The organism is Aliiroseovarius sp. S253, assembly GCF_049800855.1.
GTDB lineage: Bacteria > Pseudomonadota > Alphaproteobacteria > Rhodobacterales > Rhodobacteraceae > Aliiroseovarius.
In genome coordinates, this window is sequence record NZ_JBNAFW010000001.1 from 1,745,728 (window position 1) to 1,762,200 (window position 16,473).

A 16,473-nucleotide genomic window follows, 5' to 3' on the forward strand; every position below is an offset into this window, starting at 1 on the left:
CGCCCGGTCTCTTTTGCTTCAGGGATCAGGCTGGTTTGCCCCAGCCGCCCCCTCCGGGTGTGCACATTTCGAATAGATCGCCGGGATCCAGCGCAACCTCGCCATTTCCCGGCATCGGGATGCGGGTACCGTCAGCTTTCTCGGCTGTGTTCACCCCCACCTGTCCGGGCGCACCGCCGTCGCCTCCGAACGGTGGTACAACGCGGTGAGAGCTGAGCGTCGTGACGGTTACAGGCTCAAGGAACCGCAGACGCCGCACCACCCCGCCACCGCCACGCCACTGTCCTGCGCCACCGGACCCGGCGCGCAGCGAGAACGCCTCGAGCCGCACAGGGAAGCGTTTTTCAAGGATCTCCGGATCGGTCATGCGGGTGTTGGTCATGTGGCTTTGCACGCCATCGCAGCCGTCAAACCCCGGCCCGGCCCCGGTGCCGCCGGCGATGGTTTCATAGTTCTGGAAATCATCATTGCCCCAGATGAAATTGTTCATCGTTCCCTGCGACCCTGCAATCACCCCAAGCGCGCCGTAAAGCGCGTTGCAGGCGGCTTGGCTGACCTCAGTGTTTCCAGAGATCACCGCCGCCGGATAGCGCGGGTTCAGCATCGAACCTTCGGGGACGATAATATTCAGCGGCGCCAGACAGCCTTCGTTCAGAGGAATGTCCGCGCCTACCAGTGTGCGGAAGACGTAAAGCACCACCGCGCGGCTGATCGACAAGGGCGCGTTGTAGTTGCCCACTTGTTGATCCGACGTGCCCGTAAAATCAACCGTGGCAGAACGCGTGGCTTTATCGACACTGACGGTGACGCGAATTTCAGACCCGCCATCCATCGGATAGCTGAACGCCCCATCGCGCAGCCGATCAATCACACGGCGCACGCTTTCTTCGGCATTTGCCTGCACATGGCCCATATAGGCCTGCACAATATCCAAACCATAGTGATCGACCACGCCCAGCAAGGCTTGTCGTCCGGTTTCGTTCGCGGCGACCTGCGCTTTTAGATCCGCCATATTCTGGTCGATGTTGCGGCACGGATACCGGCCCGAAGCCAGCAGCGCGCGCATATCCTCTTCCAGCAGCTGCCCTTCAGCAACCAATCGCGTATTCTCGATCAACACGCCTTCGTGCTCGATATGCGTACTGTCAGGCGGACCCGAGCCCGGCGTGCGCCCCCCGATGTCGGCATGGTGGCCACGTGACCCCAGCCAGAAAGCGATGCTGTCGTCCACAAAGACAGGCGTCACCACGGTCACATCTGGCAGGTGCGTACCCCCATTAAAGGGGCTGTTCAGCACAAACGCGTCGCCCGGCTTCACCGTACCTTCGTTGTCGCGCATCACTGTGCGGATGCTGTCGGACATCGAACCCAGATGCACCGGCACATGCGGTGCGTTCGCGACCAGATCGCCAGATGCGTCAAAGATCGCGCAAGAGAAATCCAGCCGCTCCTTGATGTTCACCGACCAAGAAGTATTGGCCAACGTCGCCCCCATCTGATCGGCCACCGACATGAAGAGGTTGTTGAAGACTTCCAGCAACACCGGGTCCACATCTGTCCCCGCCGCATGGGCACGGGTAAGCGCCTCAACTCGTTCAAGGATCAGGTTGCCATGCGCGTCCTGCCGCGCCTGCCAGCCCGGTTCGATCATGTTGGTGCCAGTGGGTTCGCGGACGATCGCGGGGCCGGAAATGCGGGCGTCTGCCGACAGGTTCCCACGGTCATAGAGTGGCACATCTTGCCAGCCCTCTTCAGTGCAGAGTTGCACTTTGTCGTCGGGCTGATCATCCCCACTGGTCACATGCCCACGCGGAGCTTCGCCCGATACTCCGATGGCCTCGACCGCCAGCACCTCGAACAAGATTGCACGTTCGGGCGAGTGGAAACCAAAGCGTGCCTCATGTGCCGCTTCAAAGTCCGCTCGCATCTGGGCAGCATCGCCAAACGGCACCCCAAGCGCTTGATGCGAGCCGTCATAGCGCAAATGCGCGATGCGTTCGATTTGAATGTCGGTGACGCCCTGCTTGGCGACTTCAGCTTCTGCTTCCGTAGCCAAAGCCTGCAAACGTGATGATGCTTCACCCAGCGCATCAAGCGCCGCATCGAACTGTTCCTGCCGCAAGGCGCGGATCTCGGCCAGCCCCATGCCGTATGCAGACAGTACGCCAGCGAAGGGATGCAGAAACACAGATTTCATACCCAACGCATCGGCGACCAAACAGGCGTGTTGCCCCCCTGCCCCGCCAAAGCATTGCAGCACATATCGGGTCACATCATGGCCGCGCTCGACCGAGATTTTCTTGATCGCGTTAGCCATATTGTCGACGGCAATGCGCAGAAAACCACGGGCCACGTCCTCGGGCGACTGAGCGGTTTGGCCGGTCTCTTCCGCGATTTGATGCGCGAGGGTTTCGAATTTCTGGCGCACAACATCAGCGTCCAGTGGTTGATCACCATTCGAGCCAAAAACATGCGGGAAATGGGCGGGTTGCAGACGGCCCAGCATAACGTTGCAATCGGTGACCGTCAGCGGCCCACCGCGTCGGTACGCCGCCGGTCCGGGATTGGCGCCGGCACTTTCCGGCCCGACCTGAAAGCGGCCATCGCGGAATTGACAGATTGAGCCGCCGCCTGCCGCGACCGTATGAATATCCATCATCGGCGCACGCATGCGGACGCCCGCAACCTCGGTCTCGAAACTGCGCTCATAGCTGCCCGCATAGTGGCTGACATCAGTCGATGTGCCACCCATGTCGAACCCAATCAGGTGGTCATAACCGGCAACTTCACCCGTTTTGACCATGCCGACGATGCCACCTGCAGGGCCGGACAGAATCGCGTCTTTGCCCTGAAACATCGCCGCATCGGTCAGACCGCCATTGGACTGCATAAAGAGCAACCGATCACAGGCGGTGCCAATATCGAGCGCCCCCGCAACCTGTTCCACATAGCGGCGCAGGATCGGCGACAGATAGGCGTCGACAACTGTCGTATCACCCCGACTGACCAGTTTGGACAGGCGCGAGACCGCATGGCTTTCGGACACCTGTGTGTATCCAATGTCCCGTGCGATTTTAGCCACCTGCGCTTCATGAACGGGGTTCAGATAGCCATGCAGGAAGGCGATTGCGACGCCGCGAATGCCTGCATCAAAATGGTGCTGCAACAGGGCACGTACAGCATCTTCATCAACAGCACGCAGGACATTTCCGTCCGCGTCCAGTCGCTCGTCCACTTCTTCGACCGCCGCATAGAGCAGATCGGGACGTTTGATATGCAGATCAAACAGGCGTGGGCGGGTTTGATAGCCGATGCGCAGCAAATCCCCGAAGCCTTTGGTGATCAGAAGCAACGTGTCGTCACCCTTACGCTCCAAAAGCGCGTTGGTCGCGACCGTCGTTCCCATCTTGACCGAGGCAATCGCCCCGTCCGGAATCGCCTGATCCGCCACCACCCCCAAAAGCTCGCGGATGCCTTGAACAGCAGCGTCGCGATAGCGTTCGGGGTTTTCACTCAACAGCTTATGGCTTTGCAGACCACCATCAGGGTCACGCGCTACAATGTCGGTGAACGTGCCGCCACGATCCACCCAGAACTCCCACTTGCTGTCCGACATTGGCGCCTCCCTGATCCGTCAGACAGAGGTCAGGCATGGGCCCCGAAATGTCAATCGGGCAGACGCAAAAGGGCGCCCCGAAGGACGCCCCTTTTATTGGATTATTCAGCGATCAGAAGAACGCCTGAAGATCGGTCTGTGCACGACCAAGGATCAGAGCGTGCACGTCATGAGTGCCTTCATAGGTGTTGACCGTTTCCAGGTTCACCATGTGGCGGATGACGTTGAACTCCAGCGAGATGCCGTTGCCACCATGCATATCACGGGCGTGACGGGCAATTTCCAACGCCTTGCCGCAGTTGTTGCGCTTGATGATCGAGACCATCTCGGGTGCGGCTTTGGCTTCATCCATCAGACGGCCAACGCGCAGCGCGGCTTGCAGGCCCAGCGAAATCTCGGTCTGCATGTTGGCGAGTTTCAGTTGGAACAGCTGGGTTTGTGCCAGCGGTTTGCCGAACTGTTTACGGTCCAGACCGTACTGACGCGCAGCGTGCCAGCAGCTTTCTGCAGCGCCCATAGCCCCCCAAGCGATGCCGTAACGTGCGCGGTTCAGGCAGCCGAACGGACCTTTCAGCCCTTCCACGTTGGGCAGCAGCGCGTCTTCCGACACTTCCACGCCGTCCAGAACGATCTCGCCGGTGATCGACGCACGCAGGCTCAGCTTGTTTTCGATTTTCGGTGCGGACAGGCCCTTCATGCCTTTTTCCAACACGAAGCCACGGATCTTGCCGCCATGGGCATCCGACTTGGCCCAGACCACGAACACATCCGCGATCGGCGCGTTCGATATCCACATTTTCGAGCCGTTCAGAACATAGCCACCATCGACCTTCTTGGCCGTGGTTTTCATGCTGCCGGGGTCCGAGCCCGCATCCGGTTCGGTCAAGCCAAAACAACCGATCCACTCGCCCGAGGCCAATTTCGGCAGATACTTGTTGCGCTGCTCTTCCGAGCCATAGGCGTAAATCGGGTACATCACCAAGGACGACTGCACCGACATCATCGAGCGATAGCCGCTGTCGATGCCCTCAACTTCGCGCGCAACCAGACCGTAGGTCACATAGCCGGCTCCGATGCCGCCATATTCCTCGGGGATGGTGGTGCCCAGCAGGCCCATCTCGCCCATCTCGGCGAAGATTTCCGGGTCGGTGGTTTCGGTCGCATAGGCTTCGGTGACGCGCGGGGCCAGTTTCTCGGCGCAATAGGCCTTGGCCGCGTCGCGGATCATGCGTTCGTCTTCATTCAACTGGTCTTCCAGCAGGAAGGGGTCTTCCCAGTTGAAGCTTGACAGTTCGGGGCGGGATTGAGGGGCAAGATCGGCCATGTCTCAGGCTCCTTTCGCGTTGATGGAGGCTTCGATGGAAGCTTCCAGAATATCAAGGGCTTCGTCCAGCTGGTCAGCCGGAACAGTCAGAGGCGGCAACAGGCGTACGGCGTTACCACGGGTGCCGCAAGGCAGGATGATCAGACCGCGCTTTTCTGCCTCGGCCACGATGGCCATGGTCAGGGCAGCATCGGGTGCGTTTGTTTCGCGGTCGGTAACCAGCTCAAAGGCTACCATTGCGCCCAGACCACGCACATCGCCGATGGCTTCCATGCCCTGACGGGCCGCAATATCGGTCAGGCGAGCGTTGATCTTTTCACCGATCTCAGTGGCGCGATCACAGAGTTTCTCTTCGTCGATTACGTCCAGAACGGCGTGCGAGGCAGCGACAGCCAGCGGGTTGCCGGCGTAAGTACCGCCGATGCCACCAGCGGGGGCGGCATCGACGATCTCGGCCCGGCCAGTGACCGCTGAGAGCGGGAAGCCCCCAGCCAGACCCTTTGCCATGGTCACCAGATCGGCAGCAACACCAGCATGATCGAAGGCAAACATTTTGCCGGTCCGCGCGATACCTGCCTGAACTTCGTCCGCAATCAGGACAATGCCGTGTTCGTCACAGATGGCGCGGATCGCTTTCAGGAACTCGGGCGGGGCAATGTTAAAGCCACCCTCGCCCTGTACGGGTTCGATGATCATCGCGGCGACGCGCTCGGGATCAATCGAGCTTTTCAGCATGTTGTCCAGCACGGCCAGCGACTGTTCGACCGACACGCCGTGGAAGGCGTTCGGGAATGGAGCGTGCAGAACTTCCGGCGGCATCGCACCAAAGGCTTTCTTATAAGGGTTCACCTTGCCGCACAGCGCCATGCCCATCAGGGTGCGTCCGTGGAAGGCGCCTGAGAATGCAATCACGCCCGAACGACCCGTATAAGCACGCGCCATCTTCACGGCGTTCTCAACCGCTTCAGCACCGGTGGTCACCATCATGGTCTTCTTGCTGAAATCACCTGGCGTGGCAGCGTTCAGACGCTCGGCCAGCGACACGTAGCCTTCGTAAGGGGCGACGTGGAAACAGGTGTGGGTGAAGGCCTCGGCCTGTTCGGCTACGGCAGCCATCACTTTCGGGTGACGGTGACCGGTATTGTTCACCGCAATCCCTGCAGCGAAGTCGATGAAGCGTTTGCCATCAACATCCCACAGTTCCGCGTTCTCGGCGCGCGCAGCATAGATGCCACGGGTGGCAACACCGTTTGCCACCGCATCTGTGCGGCGGGTCATAAGAGCTTCTGTATTCGACATGCGAACCCCCAGACAAAATTTGATTCCGCTTCATATTGCGCAAAATCTTGAGCAATGCTATCAAAATTTTGCGCAAGATATGGAAAAGCAGAGACTCGCCACGGACCCGGACGGGTACTGGCAAAGGGGGTCAGTTATGCATGATGAGTTTGATGTAGGCACCCGCCTGAAAGAGCTAAGGCAGCAATTTGGCTTATCTCAAAGGCAGTTGGCAGAAGCTGCCGGTGTACCACACGGCCAGATCTCGATGATCGAACGCAACCACTCGTCGCCTTCCGTTGCAAGCTTGCGCAAGATTTTGGGCGGACTTCACATGTCGATGTCCGAGTTTTTTGAGCCCGAAGCTCCCGCAACCCAGCAAGTGTTCTTCACACCAGCCGAGTTGCGCGACCTGACCTCGGCACTGTATCAGGACAACGAAGCGGCCCAACGGATGATCACCATCAAACAGGTGGGCGACGCCAAAGCGCACGGGCTTCAGGTGCTACAGGAATTCTATGAACCCGGTGCCGACACGGGCGAAACCATGATTGAACATGAAGCCAACGAAGGCGGCATCGTGATCGAGGGCGAATTGGAAATAACTGTGGGCGAAGAAACCCGCGTGTTGAAAACGGGCGATTCCTATCTGTTCAACTCGCGCGAGCCACATCGCTTTCGCAACATCTCGGACCGGCCTGCACGCATCATCTCGGCCTGTACCCCACCATACCTATAGGAGCTGCCATGCACCCGCTTGAAGGACTGAAAGTCGTAGAACTCGCGCGCATTCTGGCCGGGCCTTGGATCGGCCAATCTCTGGCCGACTTGGGCGCGGATGTGGTGAAGGTCGAGGCCGAAACGGGCGATGACACCCGCACGTGGGGCCCACCCTTCATCGAACGTGACGGCGACAAGACCGCCGCCTATTACTACTGCGCCAACCGGGGCAAAGACGTGATCACCGCCGATTTTCGCACGCCCGAGGGTCAGGAAAAAGTGCGCGAGTTGATCAAGGACGCTGACATTCTGGTTGAGAACTTCAAGGTCGGTGGACTGGCAAAGTACGGGCTGGATTATGACAGCCTATCGAAGCTGAACCCGCGCTTGATCTATTGCTCGGTCACTGGATTTGGACAGGATGGGCCATGGGCAAAGCGCGCAGGCTATGACTTCCTGCTGCAAGGTCTGTCGGGACTGATGTCGGTGACGGGTGATCCGGCGGGGCAACCGCAGAAGGTTGGCGTTGCGATCACGGATATTGTCACCGGGCTATACGGGACGATCGGCATTCTGGCGGCTGTCGAACAACGTCACCGCACTGGGCGCGGGCAGCATGTGGACATGAGCCTTCTGGACTGCGCCACTGCGCTGATGGCCAATCAGGCGATGAACTATCTGGCAACTGGCAACAGCCCCAATCGGTTGGGGAACGAGCACCCGAACATCGCCCCCTATCAGGTTTGCCCGGTGAAAGATGGGCATATCATTCTGGCAGTTGGCAATGACGGGCAGTTTCAGCGGTTCTGCGGCGTAATCGGGCGCGAGGATTTGGCGTCTGATGCGCGGTTCGGCACGAACTCGGACCGCGTGGCCCATCGCGATGCGCTGACCCCAGCCATCGAGGGCGCTCTGTCGAACTGGACTATGGCCGACATCCTGGCTGCACTGGAAGAGGCGACCGTCCCCGCCGGACCGATCAACACGATGGAACAGACCTTCCAGAACCCCCAGATCCTGCATCGTGGAATGCAGATCACGCCCGAGGGGGTGCCCGGCGTGCGGGGGCCTTGGGTGTTCTCGGATGCCGAGTTGAAGCTGGACCGCTCAGCCCCCACACTCCCCAAGGACAAGAGCTAACAAATAGGGGGCAGACGCAACACGCCTGCCCCCCTGCACCTCTTCCGGCTGATCCTACTGGAACACAGCTGTTGGGTTGTCCAAGCTGTCCGACCCCTCGACCGCGATTTCTCCTGCACCGACCACAGCAACTGCGCGTTCAATGTTGCGGGTCTGATCCACCAGACGGTCAATCGCATTCTGAACCAGCGCACCGCCCGGATGTCCCGCACCCAGCATCTGGTCATAAGAGGTACCCGCTTCGGCCGCCGTGCGAATATCGCCCAACGCAATCATGGTTTCATTCATGTCGCCCAGCAAGTTGTCCGCCAACGCGCCGTCGGCGGCCTTCACCAAATCATACAGCGATGCGCCTTCGACAACGGATCCATCGATGCGGACATAGCGACCGGTATAGACGTTGCGAATACCTAGTCCGTCGAAGTAATGCGAATTGTGGGTATTGTCCGAGAAGCAGTCATGCTCTTCTTCCGGGTCATTCAACAGAAGGCCGAGTTTCATACGCTCGCCTGCTTGTTCTCCATAAGACAGCGATCCAATTCCAGTCAGCGCCATTGTGACACCCTGACCGGCATCCGTTGTCACATCGGTGCGGCCCTGCCCGCCTTCTGACCAGTTCGCAACCGCTTCTTCCAGATCCGAGATCAAAAGATCGGTTGCCGCAATCAGGTACTGAGCACGGCGGTCACAATTGCGCCCGGTGCAATTTGACGTGTTAAAATCTGACGCCGGACGCATACCCGCGCCATGATCGGTGCCCGACAGGTCTTGCCCCCACAGCAGGAACTCAATGGCGTGATAGCCCGTGGCCACGTTTGCCTCAATCCCTTCGAGCTCGTGCAGGCTTTCAAGAAGGTCCGGCGTAATGGTCGTTGCGTCGATCAACGCCCCTCCAGCATTCAGCTTGGCATTTGCAATGATATTTACTGTCGAGAACGGGTTTTCGTCGTTCGCGCCATAATCGCTGGCGATGTAGTCGATAAGACCTTCATCCAGAGGCCAGGCGTTTACCTTGCCCTCCCAGTCATCAACCGTAGGATTACCAAAACGGAAGGCTTCGGTCTGTTGGTAGGGTATGCGGGCTGCCAGCCAGGCGTGCTTGGCAGCACCCAAGGTAGCGTCCGAAGGGGCAGCGACCAATGCATCAACAGCCACCTTCAGTGCATTTGCAGTGGTCAGACTGTCTTCGTACCCAGCCAAGGCGATGTCTGCATAGTTTGTCACGACCTCTTCAGGAGTGACAGCAAAAGCGGCGTGAGCGGAAATTCCGGCGACACATATGGCCAGAAGGGATTTGCGGATCATGGGAACCTCATAAGTTTCAATCCCAGATCAATTAACAAAGTCTTTTTGTCAGGTAAAGATAAACCTTAGTATTTTTATCAGGTTTATATTTCTTCGTCTGCAAATGAAAAAACCCGGCCAAATCGGCCGGGTTTTTCTGACTGCTTATGAGATGTTAATCTGATCCGGCGTTTGCCGGTGCTCCTAGTATTTCGGGAATGGCTCCACTGCGCACCGCGTTCTGAACATAGTCTTCCAGCGCCTGATTGATCTGGTTCACAGCGCGTTTTCGGGCGCGGTCATCTTTTCCGAAACGTAGAACTGTGACGCTTTCTGCCCTGCGCTCAAGACCTTCACCTAGTGTACGCAAATCGCGTCCACCCTCGGGCGTCGCTTTTATCAGCATCACACGCGTATTGTTGAGAAATTTAACTTTCGGTCTGTCCAGGCTGCTATCATCTGGCCCAGAATTCCGTAAATCACCACCTGCCAGCACAATAATCATCTGGCCGGCAGGATATTCCTTTAGCCTACGGACAGTTGAATGAAGGGCCAGCAGAACTGGCTCATCCGGTGCCGACGCCTCAGGTTCATAACCGTCAAGCAGCTCTTTAATCTGGCCCGGCTTCACCCTTCCAAGCCGATCCACACGGGTATCCAACCCGTTACCAAAGGCAACAAGTGACAGATCAACTTGAGCCCAACTATCGCCAAGTTGTTCCTTAATACCACGCACCAATCGTTGTGCAGAACGCGCTGTCATGTTCTGCGCATCACCGCTGACATCTGCAACAATTGTCAATCCAAACAAACTTTTCGGCTGCGCCTGAGCTGGAAGGCCAAAGCCGACAGCGCCGACAAATGTCAACAGCGCGGAGAAACGAAGGAGTTTTGGGGTCATATGTTTCATAGGCTTCATCCTTATCTCAACCACTCGCGAATTCTGGGGCGATCACAATCATAGGACATCTTGTTGAACGCCGCGGTAAAGCCCAATGCCGAGAACCGAACGACATGCTTGGCTTTTCCATTCAGGCCGGTCCCACGAATGACAATCTCTTTCCCGCGACGAATGGCCCGCACGATTTCAGACGATGCAAACCCGTTCCTCAGATCTTTGGGGCGTACACGCCCATCTTCAATATGCAGTCGGATCTTGCGACCATCCACAGTCGCAGTGATCGGAAAGTCATTGTTGAACCGGTTCGGTGTTACGAAATCAAAGAACAGCGAGTTTCCGCGCGCCGCTGGATCAGCATGGATTTCCATCCGCGGCAACGCGTAAGTTTTGAATCCTTGGGTGCGCTTCGCATAGCTGACGATGGCACAGGTGCCGCTTTCGACATCATCATAGCTAATCCAGTCTTGGAAACGCTTGAAACCTGGTTCTCCGCGAAGATCCTTACGTTTCTGCTTGAAGCTTTCATCTAGCAACAGCCTTGCAAGGCCTTCATTCAAGTAACGTGAAGGCTCCAACCCATTTGCTGAAGCATATTTTGCCAGCATACCTCTCTCTCGATTTGTGATTGCACCCTGGCGAACTTCGTCCACGTCCGAGTACTTCCGGTTCAATACCCACCGTATGTGTCGGATCTCACGTGGCTTCAGTCCCAATGCCTCTTCTTCTTCGAGGCTGCCGATTTCGCTGGGTTTAAATGGGCCACCCTTGGCCCCACATTCATTGGCAAGGGCCGCGGCAATTATCTCTGACGTCAGGCTTGAATATGCGGCCGAGTGAAACTCTCCATCACCGGCGCGCCCGGTCAGGTGGAACAACGGAGCATCCTCGTCATTCCCCTGAAGAGCAGCCCAAAGCGGTTCGGCGTTAAGGTTCCTTGGCCTAATCTCAAAGAAGCCAGTGAACTTGTTACGCTGATTGCGATGTACAAACTGTATCCTTTCCCACTCCTCGGCCCCAGTCACATCAAGCGAAACAAAGCCTCGTTTCCCGGCTTTCCGGTATGTCGCCACAAGCAAAGGCGCATTATCAGAGGTCTGAGCGCGCGGTTCAAAAATGACCGAACAACTACCAGAGTCTCTTTTAACAACCTCGTATCGAGTTTCCGCCTGTGCGCTGGTTGCCATCGCCAACGACAGCCCGACACCGCCAAGAAAAGCGCCAAATCGAGACATGCGAAGTTTGGTGTATGACGTCTCAGATCTCGTCATGTTGCAGCCCATCCTTCCTGAATATTTCTAACAATTGAATACAGCATAGCCCCTGCCCCCGGCGGCTTTCAAAAGATTCGTCCCAGAAATTGAAAGTTTTCCGCATTTTAACGGTCTGGCGCCGGGCAACAGTCTGGTTTACCACCAGTATGGCAGAACCTAGAGGACGCGGATGGTGCTGAAACTCGACTTGTTGGCAGATCTTTCAGCGCTGGATGTGGACGACATCATCGACGTGCGTGCACCGTCCGAATTTGCCGAAGACCATATCCCTGGAGCCATCAACCTGCCTGCCCTCAGCGACACGGAACGCGCCCACGTTGGCACGATCTATGTTCAAGACAGTCCGTTCAAAGCACGCAAAATCGGGGCGGCCTTGGTTGCGCGCAACGTTGCGACCCATCTGGAGACACAGCTAGCCGAGCACCCGGGAAGCTGGAAGCCCGTCGTCTATTGCTGGCGCGGCGGGCAGCGGTCCGGCTCTGTCGTGTCAATCCTGTCGCAAATCGGTTGGCGCGCGCAGCAGCTGGAAGGTGGCTATAAATCCTATCGCCGTCTTGTAAAATCGCTTCTCTATGATGCCCCGCTTCCGCATCAGCTCGTGTTGATTGACGGAGGCACTGGCACCGCCAAGACCCGGCTGCTTGAAGCACTGGCAAAGGCCGGCGCCCAAGTGTTGGACCTTGAAGATATGGCCAGCCATCGCGGATCCCTTTTCGGGTTGGTCGGCCCGGCGCAACCCAGCCAAAAGTGGTTTGAAAGCCAAGTGGCCATGGCTTTGGGCAGGTTTGATCCGACCCGCCCTGTCTTCGTCGAGGCCGAAAGCAATAAGATCGGACGACTTATCGTGCCGCCCAGCTTGTGGCAGAAAATGATCCGCGCACCCCGGTTTGCACTGTCAGCCCCCCTGCCCGCCCGCGCGGCTCATCTGGCCCGAGACTATGCCGACCTGATTGATGATCCATCCCGTTTGGAAGACATTCTGGAGCAACTTGTCCCCTATCACGGGCGCGAACAGATCGACCTTTGGCACGCGTTGGCAGGCAGCAGGGATATGCAAACTCTGGCGGCAGGGTTGATCGAGGTGCATTACGATCCGCGCTATCGACGCATTACCCGCAAGGATGCTCCGAAGCCCACGCACATTGAGTTGTCCGATTTGTCGGATGCCACACTGAGGGCAACGGCTGAGAACCTTATTGCGCAAACTAGCGGCAGCGAATGCTAGCAGGTCCGGCCTGCAACTGACCAATGTCAAACGCCTGCAGTCCGTCCGCCATAAACGCCTCCAACACAATTTGCACATTCTGCTGGGGCACGGTGGCCAGAAAACCGCCAGCTGTCTGAGGATCGTGCAGTAACACACCTTTGGCGCCGCCCGCACCGGTGGCCGGGGCCGCATCTCTGTTTGCCGCATGGATCGTTGACCGAACGCCTGCGTCCGCCAGCGCTTCAGCCCCCGGATAGGTCGGAAGGGCTGACAGATCCAATTCAGCCGACACGCCTGACGCACGACAGATCGCCATCAAATGCCCCGCCAGCCCGAACCCGGTGACATCTGTCATTGCGCTGGCATGAGGGCGCAGGATCCGTGCCTCGTCCCCTTGAGAGCGCATCATTTGCTGCATCAGCTGCGCCACATTGCGCCCGTCCGCGCGTCCCTGCATCTCGCCGGCTAACACCGTGCCGGACCCGATTGGGCGCGTCAGGATCAGGTGATCGCCCGGCTGCGCCCCGGCAGTGGTCAGGGCCTGTACCCCGTCAGGCAGCACGCCAGTCATCGACACGCCGATCGTCATCTCAGCCCCCATGCTGGAATGCCCGCCAATCAATGCGACTTGTTCATCGTCAAGGAGCGCAGCAACCTGTGCCAGTATTTCATCCATCGTACGGGACTGAAGTTGCGCGCTCATGCGGGGAAGGATGACAGATAGCATCGCGGTTTTCGGCTGCGCCCCCATCGCCCAGATATCCCCCATTGCGTGGTTCACTGCGATACGGGCCAACACACCGTGATCATCCGTGAATGCACGCAGGTGGTCCGTAGTCAGAACCTGAAGCGCATTTCCGACCCGCATCACTGCGGCATCATCTCCGGGTCCGGTCAGAATTTCTTCCGGCAGGGTTTGATCCAGCTTGGACAGCGCATGTGACAGGCTTCCTGGCGCCACTTTCGACCCGCACCCACCACAGAGCGGAGCCGCATCACACTCATCCCCGCCCAATGCCTGCTCGCCTTTCACCGGCGCGGGCGTCATCAAGGGCAGATGGCGAAACTTCTCCATGAATTTTTGGTCGATACGATCCTTCCAGCGCCACAACCCAGGCAGCGTGACCGCACGCCCCCATTTCTCGGCCAAGGCTCGTTTTCCACCCAACGAGATCAGTTTCAAATAGTCATGTTGCGGTTTGAAGGGGCGCATGGTGCCGCCCGTCAGCGCCGCGCGCAGATTGTGGGCCAACACCGGCGCCGCACGTACCGCGAACACTCCGGCTTTCGGACGGGGATCGTGCAGCATCTCGGCGCAATCCCCGACGGCAAACAGACCCTCCTGCCCCGGCACCCGAAAGTCCGGACCGACCGGAATGAATCCGTCCGGCGTCAGTGGCAGTGGGCTGTCTTGCAACCAACCATGGGCAAAGGCCCCGGCCGTGCCGACGGTGAACCGGCTGTCCAACTTGCTGCCATCCGCTAGTTCCACATGGTCCGCTGCGATCCGTGCGACCGAGATATTCACGTGCAACTCTACCCCAAAATCGCGCAGCGCCGCCCGCAAAGGGCCTTGGGCTGCTTTGGCGCGGGCAGTGATATCTGGCCCGGCCTCGATCAAATGCACCTTGGTGTCCCTCTCGTCCCCAAGTGCATGGGCCATCGCCAAGGCAAGCTCGACTCCGGCCACACCAGCCCCGATCACCGCCACATGAGGCAGCTTTTCGCCCGCGGCCACCGCGTGCAAGAAAGCCTGCCACCGCGCCGCGTACACGTCCAATGGCTTCGCCCCACTGGCATGATCTGAGAAGCCCGGGATATTCGGCATCTGCGCATGAATACCTACATCGACGGACGCGATGTCATACCCGATCTGCCGGTGCCCATCTATCACAACCGTCCGCGCCACTGGGTCGATCTCTGTCGCGTGGCCAATCACCAAGCGCGCGCCTGCAAACCGAGCAAGCTTTACCAGATCAATGTCCAATGCTTCGCGCGTATAATGGCCTGCGATATGGCCGGGTAGCATACCGGAATAGGGCGCGGTCGGGGCCGGGTTGATCAGCGTCAACCGAGCGCCAGGCAATGGCTTCATTCCCCACATCCGCAGGACAAGCGCATGGGCATGGCCGCCACCAATCAACACAAGATCTTTAGTCAGGACGGGCTGCGCAAGCATGATGGGTTACCTTTAAATCTCTGCCCACCGCGATAGCCGAATGAGGGCGCGTTGACCACCACCGAACCTTTCACAAGAACGCGACACTTTCACTGATCTCAAAATCAGCATTGCCAGTATTTTCAACTTGAGCCCCTGCTCTCCCTTGCGCAAGGTGATGAAAAAAGCGCCGCATGGCCTATGGATCAGCAGGGACAAACAAACCCATGACACATTCCCGGATGGACAGGCCCGGCCAGCCCTATCTTGATACCTACTACACACGCACGATGGAGCCACCACTGGACGCCGCCCCTTTAACGGAACGGGTCGAGGCCGATATCTGTATCATCGGCGGCGGGATTGCTGGGATCAGTTGTGCCTACGAACTGGCTTCTGCAGGCAAATCCGTCGTGCTGTTAGAGGCAGGCCAGATTGCTTGGGGCGCCAGTGGCCGCAATGGTGGCGTCGTTGGGCCGGGGTTCGCAGCAGATGGGGCGGCCATCGAAAAGAAACTTGGGCTGAAAGCTGCAAAAAAGCTGTTTGACCTATCCCGCGAAGGGGTCGAGATCTTTCGCTCTTACACAGAAAAGCTGTCGCTGCCCGGAGTAGACATGCGACCGGGTGGGCTGTTGGTGTCCCGCTATCCTGACGCACAGGCGATGCAGGCCTATGCACGGAAAAAAACGCGCGAATATGGTTATCAGCTGAACTATGTGCCGACCGAGCAACTACGTGAGCTGGTGCACTCAGATCGCTATTTTGACGGCGTCTATGACCCGCAAGGTTTCCACGCCCACTCGTTGAATTATTGCCTAGGGTTGGCCCGTGAAATTCGGCGCCTATCGGGACGGATCTTTGAAAACACCCGCGCCCTGTCATTGGAACGACAAGGCGCAGACCATCTGATCACCACGCAGAATGGATCCGTCCGGTGCCAGACGGTTGTAGCTTGCCAAGGTGGGCTGGTGGACGGGTTTTACAGAACACTGCAGCGCACCCTTTTGCCCATCGGGACTTTTGTGACCGTGACCGAACCACTGGGCAGTCGGGCGCAAGAGGTAATCAACACCACGGCAGCCATTGTCGACACGCGCATGGCCTGCGACTACTTCCGGCTTACTCCTGACGGGCGCCTATTGTGGGGCGGCGGTATGACCGGCAAAGCGCTGGAGCCCGCAAATCTGGAACAGCAGATGCGACGCGGCTTCACGTCGGTCTTCCCGCAGCTATCAGATGTCAAAATCGACGCGACGTGGAGCGGCCTATTGGGCTATGCGCGCCACCGAATGCCCTATCTGCGCGAGTTGCATGACGGGATCTGGGCCGCCACCGCCCTAGGAGGCCACGGCATCAATGTCGGCCCTCTGATCGGCCGCCTGATGGCTGAAGCCCTTGTCGAGAACGGTCAGCGCCACAAAATGCTGGATCCATATGACCTTACATGGAATGGGTCTGTGTTTGGGCCATTGGCGGCAGACGCGGTTTATCACTGGGAGGCTTTGAAAGAACGCTACTATGAATGGCGGTTTGCTTGACGCGAATGTGTCGCGCCCGTTGATGTGTGGACCACC

11 protein-coding genes are annotated in these 16,473 nt (G+C 58.3%); 4 read left to right on the plus strand and 7 right to left on the minus strand.

The window, feature by feature from the left end:
• Positions 1-25: 25 nt before the first annotated feature.
• The 3 genes from ACP15F_RS08565 to gabT all read right to left on the minus strand — a co-directional run bounded on the left by ACP15F_RS08565 (position 26) and on the right by gabT (position 6,239).
• A complete protein-coding gene (locus ACP15F_RS08565; protein WP_424940389.1) occupies positions 26-3,616 on the minus strand; it encodes a hydantoinase B/oxoprolinase family protein in 3,591 nt (1,196 codons plus the stop codon).
• A 112-nt stretch (positions 3,617-3,728) separates the two neighbouring features.
• A complete protein-coding gene (locus ACP15F_RS08570) occupies positions 3,729-4,940 on the minus strand; it encodes an acyl-CoA dehydrogenase (protein WP_424940390.1) in 1,212 nt (403 codons plus the stop codon).
• 3 nt (positions 4,941-4,943) lie between these two features.
• Complete coding sequence (gene gabT, locus ACP15F_RS08575; protein ID WP_424940391.1) at positions 4,944-6,239, minus strand: 4-aminobutyrate--2-oxoglutarate transaminase; 1,296 nt, start codon at positions 6,237-6,239, stop codon at positions 4,944-4,946.
• A gap of 136 nt (positions 6,240-6,375) precedes the next feature.
• Between gabT and ACP15F_RS08580 the strand changes: the two genes are divergently transcribed.
• Positions 6,376-6,957, plus strand: coding sequence for a cupin domain-containing protein (locus tag ACP15F_RS08580; protein WP_424940392.1), 582 nt, complete (start codon positions 6,376-6,378; stop codon positions 6,955-6,957).
• Positions 6,958-6,965: 8 nt separating this feature from the next.
• Complete coding sequence (locus ACP15F_RS08585) at positions 6,966-8,078, plus strand: CaiB/BaiF CoA transferase family protein (protein WP_424940393.1); 1,113 nt, start codon at positions 6,966-6,968, stop codon at positions 8,076-8,078.
• Between the two features lie 54 nt (positions 8,079-8,132).
• Here the strand turns inward: ACP15F_RS08585 and ACP15F_RS08590 are convergent, their stop codons facing one another.
• From ACP15F_RS08590 to ACP15F_RS08600, 3 genes are all read right to left on the minus strand, one after another.
• A complete protein-coding gene (locus ACP15F_RS08590; protein ID WP_424940394.1) occupies positions 8,133-9,383 on the minus strand; it encodes an imelysin family protein in 1,251 nt (416 codons plus the stop codon).
• A gap of 154 nt (positions 9,384-9,537) precedes the next feature.
• Positions 9,538-10,272 (minus strand): hypothetical protein, encoded by a 735-nt coding sequence (locus ACP15F_RS08595; RefSeq protein WP_424940395.1) that lies wholly within the window; start codon positions 10,270-10,272, stop codon positions 9,538-9,540.
• Between the two features lie 11 nt (positions 10,273-10,283).
• Entirely contained in the window at positions 10,284-11,531 is a 1,248-nt protein-coding gene (locus ACP15F_RS08600; protein ID WP_424940396.1) for a hypothetical protein, read from the minus strand.
• Positions 11,532-11,703: 172 nt separating this feature from the next.
• Between ACP15F_RS08600 and mnmH the strand changes: the two genes are divergently transcribed.
• Entirely contained in the window at positions 11,704-12,759 is a 1,056-nt protein-coding gene (gene mnmH, locus ACP15F_RS08605; RefSeq protein WP_424940397.1) for a tRNA 2-selenouridine(34) synthase MnmH, read from the plus strand.
• On the opposite strand, the gene selD is transcribed toward mnmH, so the two are convergent.
• Complete coding sequence (gene selD / locus ACP15F_RS08610; protein ID WP_424940398.1) at positions 12,740-14,920, minus strand: selenide, water dikinase SelD; 2,181 nt, start codon at positions 14,918-14,920, stop codon at positions 12,740-12,742. The two genes, mnmH and selD, sit on opposite strands and share 20 nt — an antisense overlap.
• 206 nt (positions 14,921-15,126) lie before the next feature.
• On the opposite strand from selD, the gene ACP15F_RS08615 reads away from it, so the two are divergent.
• Entirely contained in the window at positions 15,127-16,437 is a 1,311-nt protein-coding gene (locus tag ACP15F_RS08615) for an NAD(P)/FAD-dependent oxidoreductase (RefSeq protein ID WP_424940399.1), read from the plus strand.
• The last annotated feature ends 36 nt before the right edge of the window (positions 16,438-16,473 follow it).

Bases quoted from the DNA above. Each gene is read 5' to 3' on its own strand.
- selD (WP_424940398.1), bottom strand. From the start codon at position 14,920: ATGCTTGCGCAGCCCGTCCTGACTAAAGATCTTGTGTTGATTGGTGGC.
- mnmH (WP_424940397.1), top strand. From the start codon at position 11,704: ATGGTGCTGAAACTCGACTTGTTGGCAGATCTTTCAGCGCTGGATGTG.
- ACP15F_RS08600 (WP_424940396.1), bottom strand. From the start codon at position 11,531: ATGACGAGATCTGAGACGTCATACACCAAACTTCGCATGTCTCGATTT.
- ACP15F_RS08580 (WP_424940392.1), top strand. From the start codon at position 6,376: ATGCATGATGAGTTTGATGTAGGCACCCGCCTGAAAGAGCTAAGGCAG.
- ACP15F_RS08615 (WP_424940399.1), top strand. From the start codon at position 15,127: ATGACACATTCCCGGATGGACAGGCCCGGCCAGCCCTATCTTGATACC.
- ACP15F_RS08570 (WP_424940390.1), bottom strand. From the start codon at position 4,940: ATGGCCGATCTTGCCCCTCAATCCCGCCCCGAACTGTCAAGCTTCAAC.
- ACP15F_RS08590 (WP_424940394.1), bottom strand. From the start codon at position 9,383: ATGATCCGCAAATCCCTTCTGGCCATATGTGTCGCCGGAATTTCCGCT.
- gabT (WP_424940391.1), bottom strand. From the start codon at position 6,239: ATGTCGAATACAGAAGCTCTTATGACCCGCCGCACAGATGCGGTGGCA.
- ACP15F_RS08585 (WP_424940393.1), top strand. From the start codon at position 6,966: ATGCACCCGCTTGAAGGACTGAAAGTCGTAGAACTCGCGCGCATTCTG.
- ACP15F_RS08565 (WP_424940389.1), bottom strand. From the start codon at position 3,616: ATGTCGGACAGCAAGTGGGAGTTCTGGGTGGATCGTGGCGGCACGTTC.
- ACP15F_RS08595 (WP_424940395.1), bottom strand. From the start codon at position 10,272: ATGAAACATATGACCCCAAAACTCCTTCGTTTCTCCGCGCTGTTGACA.